11 protein-coding genes are annotated in these 14,363 nt (G+C 70.7%); 3 read left to right on the forward strand and 8 right to left on the reverse strand.

Annotated elements, in window-relative coordinates:
- Positions 1-228: 228 nt before the first annotated feature.
- From ACWCPW_RS38460 to ACWCPW_RS38480, 5 genes are all read right to left on the reverse strand, one after another.
- Positions 229-1,809: a hypothetical protein gene (locus ACWCPW_RS38460; RefSeq protein ID WP_449766238.1), complete on the reverse strand. Its 1,581-nt coding sequence runs from the start codon at positions 1,807-1,809 to the stop codon at positions 229-231.
- Positions 1,810-2,364: 555 nt separating this feature from the next.
- The gene (locus ACWCPW_RS38465) at positions 2,365-4,671 is read right to left on the reverse strand and encodes a prolyl oligopeptidase family serine peptidase (protein ID WP_449766239.1); all 2,307 of its coding nucleotides are present in this window, start codon (positions 4,669-4,671) and stop codon (positions 2,365-2,367) included.
- A gap of 351 nt (positions 4,672-5,022) precedes the next feature.
- Positions 5,023-5,967 carry an ABC transporter permease gene (locus tag ACWCPW_RS38470; protein WP_449766240.1) on the reverse strand — a complete coding sequence of 315 codons (945 nt, stop codon included), beginning with the start codon at positions 5,965-5,967 and terminating at the stop codon, positions 5,023-5,025.
- Between the two features lie 5 nt (positions 5,968-5,972).
- Positions 5,973-6,908 carry an ABC transporter ATP-binding protein gene (locus ACWCPW_RS38475; RefSeq protein WP_449766241.1) on the reverse strand — a complete coding sequence of 312 codons (936 nt, stop codon included), beginning with the start codon at positions 6,906-6,908 and terminating at the stop codon, positions 5,973-5,975.
- A gap of 77 nt (positions 6,909-6,985) precedes the next feature.
- Positions 6,986-7,501, reverse strand: coding sequence for an ATP-binding protein (locus ACWCPW_RS38480; protein ID WP_449766242.1), 516 nt, complete (start codon positions 7,499-7,501; stop codon positions 6,986-6,988).
- A gap of 272 nt (positions 7,502-7,773) precedes the next feature.
- Between ACWCPW_RS38480 and ACWCPW_RS38485 the strand changes: the two genes are divergently transcribed.
- The 3 genes from ACWCPW_RS38485 to ACWCPW_RS38495 all read left to right on the forward strand — a co-directional run bounded on the left by ACWCPW_RS38485 (position 7,774) and on the right by ACWCPW_RS38495 (position 9,734).
- Positions 7,774-7,980, forward strand: a complete 207-nt coding sequence (locus tag ACWCPW_RS38485) for a type II toxin-antitoxin system VapB family antitoxin (protein ID WP_449766243.1) — start codon at positions 7,774-7,776, stop codon at positions 7,978-7,980.
- Positions 7,977-8,402 (forward strand): PIN domain-containing protein, encoded by a 426-nt coding sequence (locus ACWCPW_RS38490; protein WP_449766244.1) that lies wholly within the window; start codon positions 7,977-7,979, stop codon positions 8,400-8,402. The genes ACWCPW_RS38485 and ACWCPW_RS38490 overlap by 4 nt, the downstream gene beginning before the upstream one ends.
- A 195-nt stretch (positions 8,403-8,597) precedes the next feature.
- Positions 8,598-9,734: a serine/threonine-protein kinase gene (locus ACWCPW_RS38495; RefSeq protein ID WP_449766245.1), complete on the forward strand. Its 1,137-nt coding sequence runs from the start codon at positions 8,598-8,600 to the stop codon at positions 9,732-9,734.
- A gap of 257 nt (positions 9,735-9,991) precedes the next feature.
- Here the strand turns inward: ACWCPW_RS38495 and ACWCPW_RS38500 are convergent, their stop codons facing one another.
- From ACWCPW_RS38500 to ACWCPW_RS38510, 3 genes are all read right to left on the reverse strand, one after another.
- The gene (locus tag ACWCPW_RS38500) at positions 9,992-10,690 is read right to left on the reverse strand and encodes a response regulator transcription factor (protein ID WP_449766246.1); all 699 of its coding nucleotides are present in this window, start codon (positions 10,688-10,690) and stop codon (positions 9,992-9,994) included.
- Positions 10,687-11,913, reverse strand: a complete 1,227-nt coding sequence (locus tag ACWCPW_RS38505) for a sensor histidine kinase (RefSeq protein WP_449766247.1) — start codon at positions 11,911-11,913, stop codon at positions 10,687-10,689. Before ACWCPW_RS38505 ends, ACWCPW_RS38500 begins: the two co-directional genes overlap by 4 nt.
- A 107-nt stretch (positions 11,914-12,020) precedes the next feature.
- The gene (locus ACWCPW_RS38510; RefSeq protein WP_449766248.1) at positions 12,021-14,231 is read right to left on the reverse strand and encodes an MMPL family transporter; all 2,211 of its coding nucleotides are present in this window, start codon (positions 14,229-14,231) and stop codon (positions 12,021-12,023) included.
- Positions 14,232-14,363: the final 132 nt, after the last annotated feature.

A 14,363-nucleotide genomic window follows, 5' to 3' on the forward strand; every position in this document is an offset into this window, starting at 1 on the left:
GCGCCCACCCGAACTCCCCTCGCGCCACCGCCCCGGAGAACACCACGCACCACTCGTCGATCTCCTCACGACCTTGCCCGCGCAGTCGCATCCCGTGAGTATTCCGTCTCCGATCCCTCGCGAGACCACCGTCCCGCCCCGGACGGCCCCGGTCGTGTCGGCGGTGCCGGCAGACACCCGACGCCCTCGGGGATGTGGGACGGTGTCAGTGCCTCCCGGCCGTAAACCTCATGTTCGGCAGCCATCCGGGGGGAAGTAGCTGGAGGTGATCCGGTAGATCCCGGGGCGCGAAGCGGTCAGTTGGATCCAGGGGCCGCTCGCGCGCAGGCAGGCGCCGTCGGAATACAGCCAATGCGAGTAGGTGGCACGCACGGTGACCGTTCCCGGGCTGGGCATCTTGAGCACGATGTCGGCGTCGCCGGCACGGAGCACTTCGGCGGGGGCGGTGGCCAGTGGCACGGCGTCCCGGACGCGGAAGACGGTCCAATAGGCGTCGTTCCAGACCGGCTCCAGCCAGGAGCCCAGGCGGCCGGACCTGATCAACGCGGCCTCGGTCCTGGCGTAGCCGTCCGGTGGGGCGTGCGGCAGGACGACGTAGCCGACCGCCCAATCGTTCAGCCACGCCCGATAGGTCGCCTCGTCGAGCTCCTCGGAGTAGAACAAGCGGCCGCGCTCCATGTCGAGTTGGCGGTTCCAGCCGCGCACCGTCTGGAAATACCGGGCGAACACCCGGGCTTCGCGGTGCGAGCCGGTGGGGACCACTTCGACACGGCCGCGATATGCGCCCAGCCGGTCCAACTCGGCGATGACCCCGGCGGTGTGCCGCGACCAGCCGGGCACCTCCGTATGCGCCCGCACATCTCGGGCCGTCGCCACCGCCGTCCAGATCACGCACATCGCCAGCCCCGCGGCACACAAGCGCGTGCGGAAGGACGCGTCACCACCGACTCGGAGCAAGGACCTCCCGGGCCGCGGGCCTCGCCGTCTCCGCTCGAACCAGATTGCCAGCAGCACGGGCGCGCCCAAAAGCGTGCCCAGGCGCTCGACGTTGGTGCCCACCGGCGAGGGAATCAGCCAGGTCAGCACCACACCGACGGCGTAGACCGCGCCACCGGCCCGCAGCTCGCGCCAGTCGCGCGGTGCCGTCAACGCCACCACGACGCCGGCCAGGACCGGCAGGATGATCCGCTCGGCTCCCATGGGCTGTTGGCCGTGGGACGGGAACAGCGCGCTCACCAACCCACCGACCACACCCGTCGGTACGATCAGGGCCAGGCCTCTCGCCCACTGCCGGTCGAGCAGGAACCCCGCGCCCGCCACGAGAAGGAACAGACCGGCCACGGGGCTGAACAGCACGGTCAGCCCAGCCCCCACGACCCCCGCGACGAGCCGCCACACAGGTGTGTGCCGCCCCACGAGGACCAGCAAGGTGCCCACCGCGCTTGCGACACCGAGAGCGAACGTGGCGCGGCCCGAGACGACGTTGGCCCACAGCGCCAGCGCCCCGATCAGCGCCGGCCACGTCGGCACTCTCCGGGTGGTGCGCACCAACAGCGCGGCCAACAGCCAGGTCGAGGTCAACCCACTGAGGGCGGCGAGAGTGCGGACCCCGACCAACGCCATCAGCGGCGGCGAGAGGACGCTGTAGCTGCCGACGTCGATCCCGCCGAACCAGAACAGGCCGTACGGCGTACCCGGATGCCGCACGGCGAACTCCGCCCAGGAGTACTGAGCCGCGAGATCACCGCCACCGGTGGCCAGCAGCAGGCCCCATCCCACATACAGCGGTAGTGCGAGCGCAACCGCCACATGACATATCCGCCACCGGGGCGTGGAAACGCCGGACGGCTTCGCGGGCTCGGGCTCCCCGCCGTGACGCGCGCCGGACGCCTGGCCCAGGCGACCACCGCGCCGTTCGCCGGAGGCGGCGCCGACGAGCGCCGGCACGATGCGGCCGCCCTCGCGTCCGAACGCCGACCGACGCGGGTATGGACCCCACCGCAGGCGGCGCAGTCGAGCGAAACGATTCCGGCCGGCGCCCCCGCGCGGCTCGCTCATGACAGGTTCCTCACAGGCGCAACTGGGCTCCGCAACCACTCGACGGATGCGGAGCCTGCTCAGGCATCAGAATGACGCACGAAGACTAATGGCCAGGCGCGCCGTGTGGCGCTCGGGGTCGGACCGGGCTCGATCGAGGGGAGGCCGGCGGCCCGGTGGTAGGACGGCGTGGGACACGGCGGGGCAGCGAGTGTGAGCGCGAGGACCGGGTGGGACGTGGTGCCCTGCCGGGCCCCGGTCGGCCGCGCGGTGTCGTCCGGCGGGCCGGCCGCGGGTTGCCTGCCGCACACCCGTGTCGGAGGCCGGTCACGGCTCAGATCCCGCTTCCTTGGTCCGGAGGAAGGTCACCGGACCGGTGGGCGGCGCGCTCGTTGTCCCCTCGACTCGGGGGGCTCTGCCGGACCGCCGGGCCACGCCGACCGCGCGTCGCACGATCGGGCTCAGCGCGGCACGAACCACGTCGGGACCCCTGGCCGGGTCCTTGCCGGCGCCGGGTGCCTCGCGCAGCAGCGGCCTCCCGTCGTGCCCGGTCGTCTGCGCCATGTGGCGGAAGATGTCGGCCTGGTCACGCGGTGACAGCGAGCCCGAATGCGCGCCTTTCGTCGGCCGGAACACCACGCGCCCGGACAGCCGCCCCTGTCGCAGCGCGGCGCTCGCGGTGCGCACGAACTGAAACGCCCCTCGTGGTGCTACGCGGTCTTCGGTGACGGACTGGGTGATGTACCAGTTCCGCACGGCCGCACTCGACTGGGCGGTCATGTCCAGCAGCGCGGTGATGGGATTGCGCCGGTGCAGTACAGCCGCCTCCTCCGGGACCTCGCGTCGCCCGTAGGCGTGGCGCCGCATCAGGGCGTCGGCCACGGAGGGGTCGAGGATGTCGAGGTCGCAGTCGACGAAGACGACCCCGCCGCGACCTCCCGGATGACGGCGCTCGAGATCGGCGCCGACCATGGCTCCGGCGGAACCGACCACCTGCACGATCTGCCTCGGATCGGCCAAGCCCTTTGTCACCAGGTCCTGTTCGACGGCCCGGGCGTCCTCGGTGTTCTTCCCGAAGTTCGCCTTGTGGCCTTCTTGGAACCAGTCCCACCCGTGTCCCCCGGTACCCCGCAGCGCCGGGAGTACGGCGCGCCCGCCACTGGCCAGTGCCACGGCTGATTGCCGCCCCGCCGCGGAGTCGCCGGCAGCCCGATTGAGGTAGGCGAAGCCGCAGTACGAGCGCACGACCGCCAAGGCCTTGCCGGTGAGGCCCTCCGGTTCGGCGACGAGATAGGGAACCGGCGTCCCGTCCTTCGAGGTGGCGTGGTGGAGACGGCCCTGTATCGGCGGAATCGACAGCCGTGCACGCACGTTGCGGCTGAAGTTCGTCACGGCCTCGGGTTCACCGCCGGCCGGGTCCACCCGGTACGTCTCCGTTGCCCGGCCCCATGCGCTGAAGGTGAACAGCACGGCGCCGTCGGGCGCCGTGGCGAGACCGTCGACGGCACCGATGGCGCCCACGATCCGCTCGCTGTCGCCCTCGTACACCGGCGGGCCGGGCAGGTCGAGGTATCGGGGTCGATCCGTCCCGCTCGGGTCGACGACGGCGATCTCGAACAGCAGACCGGATCGGACGCGGGACACCGCGATCATCTCCCGGCCGTCCACCTCGACCTGCGTGTAGTCGATGATCTGGGCGCCGGGTTCCTCCGGAACAAGCGTTCGCCGGCGGTCCAGGCGGGCTTGCATGTCGTGGGCCCGGTCACCGGAGACGGGCAGCTCGACCCGGGACAGGGTCCCGTATCCAGCCCGGCCCCGCTCGCGGAGCAACAGGTTTCCGTTCGCGTCGAAGGTCGCCTCGGTGAGGTGTGCCCGATCGTGGTTCACCTCGTGGACCTGTCCGCTCTCCAGCGAGACCAGCGCCATCTTGTTGCCGATGCCCCACAGAGCCACGCATTCGGCGACCGCCAGCCATCTACCGTCCGCCGAGGCGGCCAGTTCGTGCAGATACACCGGGTCGAAAGCGTCGCCCAGGTCGAGTCTTCGGTCGGCGGTCCCGGCGCCGATCCGATGGTGGTACAGGGAGTGTTGGCTCGCGCCTCCGGTCGTACGCACCGCCCTTTCGTAGACGAACTCGCGCGGGCCGGTGAAGGCCACGGCGTGCACCGCGGGATCCAACACCTCCACGGTTTTCCCGGTTCGCGCGTCGATGACGCGCGCGACCGCGGTCGAGTCGGCTCCGGTCTCGCCTATGTCGCAGATCACCACATATCGGGGATCACCCTCCTCGGGAGGTCCCACCACCCAGCCGCCGCGGCCGATGCCGACACCGGAGCGTGGGCGGGCCGGATGCAGCAACTCCCGCCTGGTACCGGCCGGATCGGTGACGAAGAGGGTGCGGCCCGGTGAGCCGACGGCGGCCTCGATCGTGAAGGACCAGCCTCCGGAACGTTGCGGCAGCGTTCGATCCCCACTGCGAAGGGCCTCGAAGGCGCCGGTGAGCGAGTCGCCACTCGGCGGCGCCAGGGCTTCCCCGACCGCCCGCGAGCCCGCCAGCCAGGCGCGTCGCGCCGGGGTGTCCGCCCGTTCACCGTCGTAGACGGACGGGAACACCGGGAACGGTGGTCGGGGCACCGTTCCGAAATCCTTCGGGGACTCGCCGCTCACGCCGCCCTCCGTTTCGTGTCCCGGCGACGCCGCCGAAACGGTGCCCCACCGTAGCAGCGCACGCGACCGGTGAGACGCCGGACGAACAAGCGCGGGGACGGTGGTCCGCACTGCTCGCCCCGCCACCCGCACCGCACGAACGAGCAACCCCGGCGGCACCGCAACTCGGCCGACCTCGCCCGCAATTGGGCGCCTCCGGCAGGTGCGCACTCGTATCGACACCCGCACGGGAATACACCCACGCATGGTCGCCCGACCCGGCATTGCACCGGCTGTCGGGTGTCGGTGACGATCGTCGGGACTTCGGTGCGGCTCGGGTCAGACGTCGCGTGATTTGATGAGTGCGGTGGCGCCGGCCAGTGCCGCGGCGGCGTAGCAGGTCATCAGGATCATGCCGGGCCACGGGCCGAGGCCGCCGGCCATGCCGCCCTCCACGTCGTCGTACGGCGCCACCATTTTGGTCAGCAGTGCGGTGGGCGAGTAGACGACGACCCATTCGCCGAACTTGCCGGGGATGAACCCGCCGAAGATCGTCGGCACGAGCACGATGGCGAGGACCGCGGTGATGGCCCCGGCCGAGTGCCGGAGCATGGTGCCCACACCGAGGCTGAACAGGCCGAGCAGCGCCAGGTACGTCGCCGAGCCCAGGACGCCCTTGAGGATTTCCCGGTTCGTGGAGTCGGCGGCCACCTCGCGCGAGAACATCCCGTCGGCGACGAGGTAGGCGAGAGAGCACGCGACCAGGCCGACCACGAACATCAGCAGGCCGAAGACGACCGCTTTGGCGGCCAGGACCGTGATGCGGCGCGGGTACGCGGTCATCGTGGAGCGGATCATGCCGGTGGTGTACTCGGCCGAGATGGTGAGCGCGCCGAGCGTCGCGGCCGCGATCTGCGCGATCACCGTGCCGGCCAGCGCGAGCGACACGGTCGGGTCCTTGCCCTCGTCGTCCGGGGTGTCGATGGTCGCGCCGAGGAGGGCGGCCATGCCGACGATCAGCACGACCATGACGATCAGCGACCACATGGTGGAGCGGACCGTGCGGATCTTCGTCCACTCGGACTGCAGCATGCGCGTGAAGTGCAGGCGGCTGACGGGGGTTTGCCGGTACAGACCCAGCGCGCCCGGGGTCTGCGGCGGCTCGGGATCGTCCGAACCCCGGCTGTTGATCCGCCCGTTCACTGACGGAGTGCGCGCGCTGCCGTTGTCCTCGGCGCCCGTCGGCACGCCCGGGGGTGACTGCCGTGGGGTGGGAATGGCCATGATGCTCAGCCCTCGCTTCCGCGGGTCCGGCCAGGTCGGTCCGAGCGGTATTCCACGGAGTCCTGGGTGAGGCGCATGTAGACCTCTTCGAGGGAGGCGAAGCGGGGGGAGAGTTCGTGGAGGGCGATGCCGTGTTCGGCGGCGATGTCGCCGATCGCGGCGGTGTCGGGGCCGGTGACGCGCAGGGCTCCGGCGTCGCCTTCGGGGGCGATGGTGCCGCCCTTGGCGGTGAGGAGCTCGGCGAGCTTGTCGGCCTGCGGCGAGCGGACCACGGTGTGGGCGGTGGAGTTGCGTTCGATGAAGTCGCGCATGGAGGTGTCGGCGATGAGCCGGCCTTGTCCGATGACGATGAGGTGGTCGGCGGTGACCTCCATCTCGCTCATCAGGTGGCTGGAGACGAACACCGTGCGGCCTTCCGCGGCGAGGGCTTTCATCAGGTTGCGAATCCAGAGGATGCCCTCGGGGTCCAGGCCGTTGACGGGTTCGTCGAACATCAGGATGCCGGGGTCGCCCAGCAGCGCCGACGCGATGCCCAGGCGCTGGCCCATGCCGAGCGAGAACCCCTTGGTGCGCTTCTTGGCGACCGTCGTGATGCCGACCATGTCGAGCACGTCGTCGACGCGGCGGCGCGGGATGCCGTTGCTCTGCGCCAGGCACAGCAGGTGGTTGTACGCGCTGCGGCCGCCGTGCATGGCCTTCGCGTCCAGCAGCGCACCCACCTCGCGCAGCGGCGCGGACAGGTACTGGTACGGCCGCCCGTTGACCAGGACGTTGCCCGCGGTGGGGGAGTCCAGGCCGAGGATCATGCGCATCGTGGTGGACTTGCCCGCGCCGTTGGGGCCCAGGAAGCCGGTGACCGTGCCCGGCCGGATGCGGAACGAGAGCTGATCGACCGCCGGTTTGTCGCCGTACCTCTTCGTCAAGCCTTGGGCTTCGATCATCGCGTCCTCGTCGGGCGTCGGAGAGTCAAGGATGAGGAGCAGCGACGCCCGTCATGTGCCCGGCGTCGTCGTCGACCTCAACTCTGGAGAACACCCACGATCGGCACCTCGTCCTTGCGATCTAAGGGACTACCCGGACTCACCCGTACGTGCCCCCGACACACGTGCGTCGAGCTCCGCGCACACGGTCTTCCGCCCGGCCCCACGCACCTGCCGCCCCAGCGCTCCGCGAGGGTGGCCACCAGCATGAGGCCACGCCCCGACGTCGCGTCCGGCACCGGCGGCCGCGGGACGGCGGTCGGAACGTGGCCGCCGTACGAGTCGGTGACAGCGATGCGGAGCAGCTCGCGGTCGGCGAGGTCCGACCGGACGGCGACTTCGAGTTCGAAGCGCGCGTCGGGAGTGTGTCCGTGGGTCACCGCAGTGGCGGCAAGCTCCGCCACGACCAGCGCGGCGGCCTGGGACAGTTCCGAGTCCGGCGGCCGGCCCCGGAGCGCGAGTTGGCGTACGGTCACGTGCCTCGCCTCGCGTGCGGCAAGTGGGGTCGACTCCAGGACACGAACCAACTGGAAACGTGGCAAGGATTCCTGCACGGGTTCTCTCTTCGCGGTGCCGGCTCCCGGACCGTGGTCGCGCTGTCGTCTCGGTGTCGCTTCCGGTGTTACCGGTATTTCCGCGGGTGTTGCGCCTAGGAAAGACCGAGCACGCTGTCGCCCCGTGGTCGACGACCCACCACCCCGGACCCCGACTGTAGAACCGGCCTTGTCCTCCGGATCGCGCGGACGCCACGGATCAGCCGTGATATCAAGTATGGACCGGTTTTGATATCATGGGGTTGTTTCCGGTCGAGGACAGGAGAGTCTTCATGTCTCGTACGCTCATCGATCTCGACGACGCGTTGCTCGCCGAGGCCCAGGAACACCTCGGGACGAGTACCAAGGTCGCCACGGTGAACGCGGCGCTGCTCGCCGCCGTCAAACTGGCCCGGCGCCGGGAGTTGGCGGACGCGATCGCCTGCGGCGAGTTCGACCTCCTCGACCAGGACCGCTCCGCCCCACGCGACATCTCGTGAACGTGAACCGGCAGTGCTACCTGATCGACAAGTCCGCGCTGGCCCGCTGGGGCAAGCCCGCCGTGCGCCCCGTCCTGGACGACCTGTCCGAGCGCGGATTCCTCGCGGTCACCGGGGCGGTGGAGATGGAAGTCCTGCACGGCGCCCGTGACGCGGACGAGGCCGATCGTCTGCACCGCCTGCTCGCCGGCTTCGACTACCTGCCCTGTCCGGACGAGGTGTGGGACCGCGCCAAGGACGTCCGGCGCCTGACGGTGGGCAAGGGTGTCCACCGGGCGCTGTCCATGGCCGACCTGCTCATCGCCGCCACCGCGGAGCGGCACGGTGTGGTGGTCCTGCACTACGACGGTGGCTACGACATGATCGCCGCCGTCACCGGCCAGCCCACCCAATGGGTCGCCCCCGCCGGAACAGTCGACTGACGGCGAGCGCTCCGCGCCATCTCCGGTCGTCCTTCGATCGGGCTCCGCCCGAAGCCCCTGTGAATGTGGTGCCACGGCCGGTGTTCGGCCTTGGAGGCGCGACCGTGGCATGCGGCACGGCGCGACCTCGCCCCCTCGGCGCGTACGTTGCCGAGGAACCCGCGATGCTTTCCGGAAAGGTCTTGGCACTCACCGATGGCCCCCAGACTGCCTCGCCGTTACAAGGACGCGACCCCTCTCGGGGCGGGAGCCAATGGTGACGTCTGGCGGGCGTTCGACACGGTCCGGGGTGCGGCCGCGGCTCTCAAGATTCCCAGGCTGAAGAAGCTCAAGGGAGCGCAACGGGAGCAGGCCCACGCGGCGTTCCGCCAGGAAGCCGCAATAGCCCTCTCGCTCGACCATCCCAACCTCGTCGGAGCGTATGACCACAGTGACAAGCGACGCCGGCCCTACCTCGCGATGGAAGTCGCCTCGGGTGACACCGTCGAGGAACTGGTGCGGCGCGGAGGTTCTTTCTCCGCCGACTGGGCGGTCCACGTGGCGTCCGAGGCCGCCTCGGGTCTGGAGGCGATGCACAAGGCGGGGTATCTCCACCGGGATTTGACCACGGCCAACATCATCGTGGCCCGATCGGGCAGTGCCAAAATCCTTGACTTCGGGCTCGCGGCCAGCGTGCGCAGAGACGTTCCGGACCGAGCACCGACCCACAGAAACCTCAGGTCGTCGGCACCCGAGCTGCTATGGCGCACGGCGACCGACATCCCCGACCGCGGAACACCACAAAGCGACCTCTACTCACTCGGCGTCGTCATGTACGAAATGCTCGCGGGACGCAGCCCGTTCACGGACAAGTCGCTGCAGACGTGGGAGCAGCGCCTGGCCACGCCGGTCGTGCCGCTGGAGCAGGTTGTCCCGGATCTCCCCGCGGGGCTTCACCGGCTGGTCGGACGGCTCATGGCCTTCGATGCCGGAGTCCGTCCGGCGAGCGCGGCCGAAGTGCGTACGGAATTGGCCCGCCTGATGCCCGAAGCCGTCGCGCATACACGCGGTTTCGGCCTGGCTGCCGCAGTCGACGACGGCCCGCGGATCGAACCGGCTGCGGCGGCGCAGCGTGTCGGCGAGACCGGGCTTGGGGCGGGCTTCTTGCCCGCCGCACGGGTGCAGTCACAGATATCGACACGAAACCCGACACAGCCGGATCTGCAACCCGGGGCTTCGGCGGAGCTGTCTTCCCCAACGGGGCCGGAGCCGGCACACCGGCCTCGGGGAGCTTCCCGGACCAACCAGCCAGGACCGACGCCGCGCGGGCCGGACGGACTTGGCACGTCGTGACCGGGTGATGACCGACACGCGACAACCGGTTCTGTCGGTAGTCCCGAGCGGTGAGCCCCGCAGCGTCGGTGGGACCCACGGCTCCGGAAGAAGACCGACCCGGAGCGGCATCCCCGCGCCCGGCCGCGTGGTCGGCTCCGACAACGGCTCTTGTTGATCGGAATCGGCCGACCCCGGCTGCCCGACATCTCGACCGCCACCGCGGTCGCCTACGTGCGTGCCGCGTGGGGTTGTTGAAGGGCCTGCTGTCGGAGGCCTCAGGTGTTGGTGCTCCTTGTGCCTGGCCGAGGTGGGGGATGTACGCGTACGAAACCGGTTTGGTAGGCGATGGCGACGAGCCGGCCGCGGTGGCGGGCGCCGAGCTTGGTCATGATGCGCTGGATGAAGGTGCGCACGGTCAGCGGGCTGACGTCCAGGTAGTCGGCGATCTCGTCGTTGGTGAGACCTCGGGCGGCCTGGGCCAGGACTTCACGTTCCCGGGGGGTGAGGGTCTCCAGTGCCGGGGGCGTTGCCGCCGGGGGGCTGGGGCCGGCGAGGTAGCGGGTGACCACGGCGTGGGTCGCCGGCGGGGACAGGACCATGTCTCCGGCCGCCACGGTGCGGATGGCGTTGAGGAATGCGGCGGGGTCGACGCCTTTGCCCAGGAAGCCGCTCACGCCCGCACGCAGGGCCCTGGTCACGTATTCGTCGGTCTCGAAGGTGGTGAGGACGAGGACGCGCGTGTCCGTGAGGGTCTCGTCACGGGTGATCTCCTCGGCGGCGGCCAGGCCGTCCATTCCCGGCATTCTGATGTCCATGACCACGACCTCCGGGGTGGTGGCGCGGGCCAGTCGCACGGCCCGGGTGCCGTCTGCCGCGACGCCGACGACTTCCATGTCGTCGCCGGCGTCGATGAGGATCCGAAAGGTTCCGGCGAGGAGTGCCTGGTCGTCGGCGAGCAATACCCGGATCGTCATTCGCTGTCCTCGTGGTGGGCGAGCGTGACGTCGGGGGGCCGTGACGCGGCGGCGGGGAGCTCCACGATCACCTCGAATCCGACGTCGGAGCGGGGGCGGGCCCGCAGACGCCCGCCGACGGCCCGGGCGCGCTCCCGCATGCCGATGAGTCCGTAGCCGGCCGCGTTGTTCGTCGTCCGCCGCCGTCCGTCGTCCGTGATCGTGATGGTCAGCAGGCGGCCGGTGTGGGTGAGGTGGACCGAGGCCGTCGCCGTGTGCGCGTGTTTGGTGACGTTGGTCAGGGCTTCCTGCACGATCCGGTAGGCCGTGAGGTCGACACGCGGTGACAGCGCCTGCCGGCGGCCGTCGCGGGTGAGTCGTACGGTCAGGCCGGCGTGCCCGAAGGAGGCGAGGAGCGCGGGGAGCCGGGCCAGGCCGGGCGCGGGATCCAGCGGAGCCGTCTCGTCCCCGGTCTGGCGCAGCAGTCCCACGGTTGCTCGAAGTTCCTGCAGCGCGGAGGCGAGGGTGGCGGTGAGGTTGCGCCGCGCGAGCCGCGCCTGATCCGGCTTGGTGGACAGCAGATAGTCGGCGGTGGCGGCCTGGGCGTGGGCGAGTGTGATGTGGTGGGCGACGACGTCGTGCAGTTCGCGGGCGATACGTATCCGCTCGGCGCTCACCCGAAGACGTGCTTCGTCCTCCCGGGTGCGCTCGGCGAGTTCCGCGCGTGCCTCCACGGCGGCGATGTAGTCGCGTCGGCTGCGCGCGGAGTCGGCTACGGCACTGGACACAAGGACGAAACCGACGAGTCCGACCTGCTCGGACCGCATGTGCGCGCCGTTCGGTGCCCACAGGACGGAGGCGGCGAGGAGTACGAGGCCGCAGGCGGCGGTGTAGCGGCCGGTGGTGGGTCGGTCGGTGCGCCGGGCGAGGGAGTACAGGGCCGCCATGGCGGTGCCGGTGACGGTGGAGCTGAACGGGTAGCCCAGCGAGGCGCCCATCGCACCCAGGGCGGCACTGCACCCGGTGGTGCCCACCACCGTCAGGCGCGGGAATCTGCGGTGGGCGAGGAAGAAGGCGGAGGAGACCGCGGCGACGACCACCGCGGGCAGTGGCGGCCACTGGGTGATGCGGGGCGGCTGCCCCATGGCTGTGGAGACGATCGTGATGCCGGACAGCGTCACGGCGAGCGCGGCGTCGACCGACCGGGGACGGCGGCGGGCCCACAACCGCAATTGGGCGATCACGCGAACTCCTTGGTCGGTCGTTGCCTTGTCGTCGGTCGGGGTCCCGCACCGCGGAACGGCGTCGGGCCACCCGTGCCACCGCGGGCGGCCCGAGGCGGTCCACGGGCTCAGGTGTTCACCGATTCCTCCCGGTGTGCGGTCTGTGCCGGCAGGGCGATGTCGGGGGTGAGGCGCCCGGTCAGCTTTTCGCCCTCGACGTCCATGTCGGGCAGTACCCTGCCCAGCCACCGGGGCAGCCACCACGCCGTGCGACCCAGCAGGGCCAGGGCCGCGGGGACCATGGTCATCCGGACGATGAAGGCGTCGAAGAAGACGGCGGAGGCCAGGCCCAGGCCCAGCATCTTGATCATGGAGTCCGTCATGCCGATGAAGCCGGCGAACACGGCGATCATGATGACGGCGGCGGCCACGACGACCCGGGCGCTGTGCCGGAAGCCGGTGACGATGGCCTGGGAAGGCTGCTCGCCGCGGACGAAGGCTTCCCGGACGCGGGTTACGAGGAAGACCTCGTAGTCCATGGCCAGGCCGAAGACCACGCCGATCAGGAAGATCGGCATCATGCTCATCACCGGCCCGGTCTGTGCGACACCGAGCGGGCCGCCGAGCCATCCCCACTGGAACACCGCGACGATCACGCCGAAGGACGCGGCGACCGAGAGCAGGAAGCCCAAGGCCGCCTTGAGCGGTACGAGCACCGAGCGGAACACGACCATCAGGAGCACGACGGCCAGGCCCACCACGACGGCGAGGTAGGGGATGAGCGCCGCGGTGACCTTGTTCGAGACGTCGATGTTCATGGCGGTCCGACCGGTCACCAGCATGGATGCGCCCGCGTCGGCCTCCAGTTCGTTCGCTTGGGTGCGGATGGCCTTGACGAGGTCCTTGGTCGCGGTGGCGCTCGGGCCGGTGCCGGGCACGGCGGTGACGACGGCGGTGTCGCCGGCCTCGTTGAACACGGCCGGCGAGACGTCCACCACTCCGTCGGTGGCGGTGAGGATCTCGGTGGCCCGGGTGACGACCGTCTTCGGGTCGGCGGCGTCCTTGGCGTCGACGACCACGGTCAAGGGCCCGTTGAAGCCGGCGCCGAATCCGTCGGCCAGTGCGTCGTAGGCGTGGCGCTGCGTGGTCGAGGTGGGCTGAGCCTCGTCGCCCGGCAGGGTGAGCTGCAGGTCCAGCGCCGGAGCGGCGACCACGCCCAGGCCCGCGACGCTGAGCAGCAGCACGGCCAGCGGCCTGCGGATGACGAAGCGGGCCCACCGGCTGCCCGCAGGCTCCTTGGCCGGCGGGCTCGGCTGCCCCGGTGCGCGGTGTGCGCGGGGCAGCACGGCCCGGGGGAAGAAGCCCAGCAGCGCGGGCAGCAGGGTCAGCGCGACCAGTACGGCGACCACGACGGTCCCGGCTGCGGCCAGCCCCATGTCGGTCAGCATGGGGACGCCCGCCACCGACAGTCCCGCCAGCGCGATGACGACCGTGGCTCCGGCGAAGACGACGGCGGATCCCGCCGTGCCCACCGCCAGGCCGGCCGCCTCTTCCGCCGTGTGCCCCTCGGCTCGTTCCGCCCGATATCGCGAGACGATGAACAGCGCGTAGTCGATTCCCACGGCCAGGCCCAGCATGAGTGCCAGGGTGATCGTCGTGGTGGACATGCCCGCGGCGATGATCGCGCAGATCCCCGCGGCGAGACCGACGAGCGCGGTGATCAGCGGCAGACCGGCGGCGACCAGCGCCCGGAAGGTGAGGAACAGCACCACCGCCGCGACACCGATGCCGATCAGTTCGGTGACGCCCCCGAGTTCGGGGCCCGCGTCCACCGCCGATCCGCCGACCTCCACGGTCAGGCCCGCGTCCCGACCGTCCTGGACGGCGTCCATGAGGGACTTCTTCGTCGCCTCGGTCAGGTCGTCGCCCACCGCGTTGTAGGTGACGGTCGTGTACGCGGTGGTGCCGTCCTTGCCGACGGTGTTGTCGTCCTGCGTGAAGGGGTTCAGGACCTCCTTGACCTGAGCACCGCGGGCGACCGCTTCGACGACCCGGTCCACCGCCGCCCTGCTGTCGCCGGCGGTCACCTTCCGCCCGTCGGGGGCCGCGAAGACGATCCGTGCGTCGGCGCCCTCCGCGTTTCCGCCGGGGAAGCGTTCGTCCATCAGGTCGAAGGCCCTCTGCGATTCGGTGCCCGGCATCGAGAATCCGTCGTCCTCGGCCGCCGGCGCCGTGGCTGCGGCGAAGGCGCACGCCGCCAGGAGCACGATCCACACGAAGGCGAAGTATCGGCGTTGTCGGAAGGACAATCGACCGAGTCGGTAGAGCAGTGAAGCCATGACGAGGCGCTCCAGTCGGCAGGAGGGAAAGGCTGTGCAACGGCAACGAGGCCACGCTCCGGCCGCGTGGGCCACACGGGCGCGTGGCGCCGGAGCCATGACTCCCATCGTTCGTGACCGGGGGCACCCTCG

This window comes from Embleya sp. NPDC001921 (assembly GCF_053594475.1).

What these genes read in the sequence shown, in the direction of transcription:
- ACWCPW_RS38470 (WP_449766240.1), bottom strand. Translation starts at nt 5,967, where the DNA reads ATGGCCATTCCCACCCCACGGCAGTCACCCCCGGGCGTGCCGACGGGC.
- ACWCPW_RS38475 (WP_449766241.1), bottom strand. Translation starts at nt 6,908, where the DNA reads ATGATCGAAGCCCAAGGCTTGACGAAGAGGTACGGCGACAAACCGGCG.
- ACWCPW_RS38485 (WP_449766243.1), top strand. Translation starts at nt 7,774, where the DNA reads ATGTCTCGTACGCTCATCGATCTCGACGACGCGTTGCTCGCCGAGGCC.
- ACWCPW_RS38495 (WP_449766245.1), top strand. Translation starts at nt 8,598, where the DNA reads ATGGCCCCCAGACTGCCTCGCCGTTACAAGGACGCGACCCCTCTCGGG.
- ACWCPW_RS38500 (WP_449766246.1), bottom strand. Translation starts at nt 10,690, where the DNA reads ATGACGATCCGGGTATTGCTCGCCGACGACCAGGCACTCCTCGCCGGA.
- ACWCPW_RS38510 (WP_449766248.1), bottom strand. Translation starts at nt 14,231, where the DNA reads ATGGCTTCACTGCTCTACCGACTCGGTCGATTGTCCTTCCGACAACGC.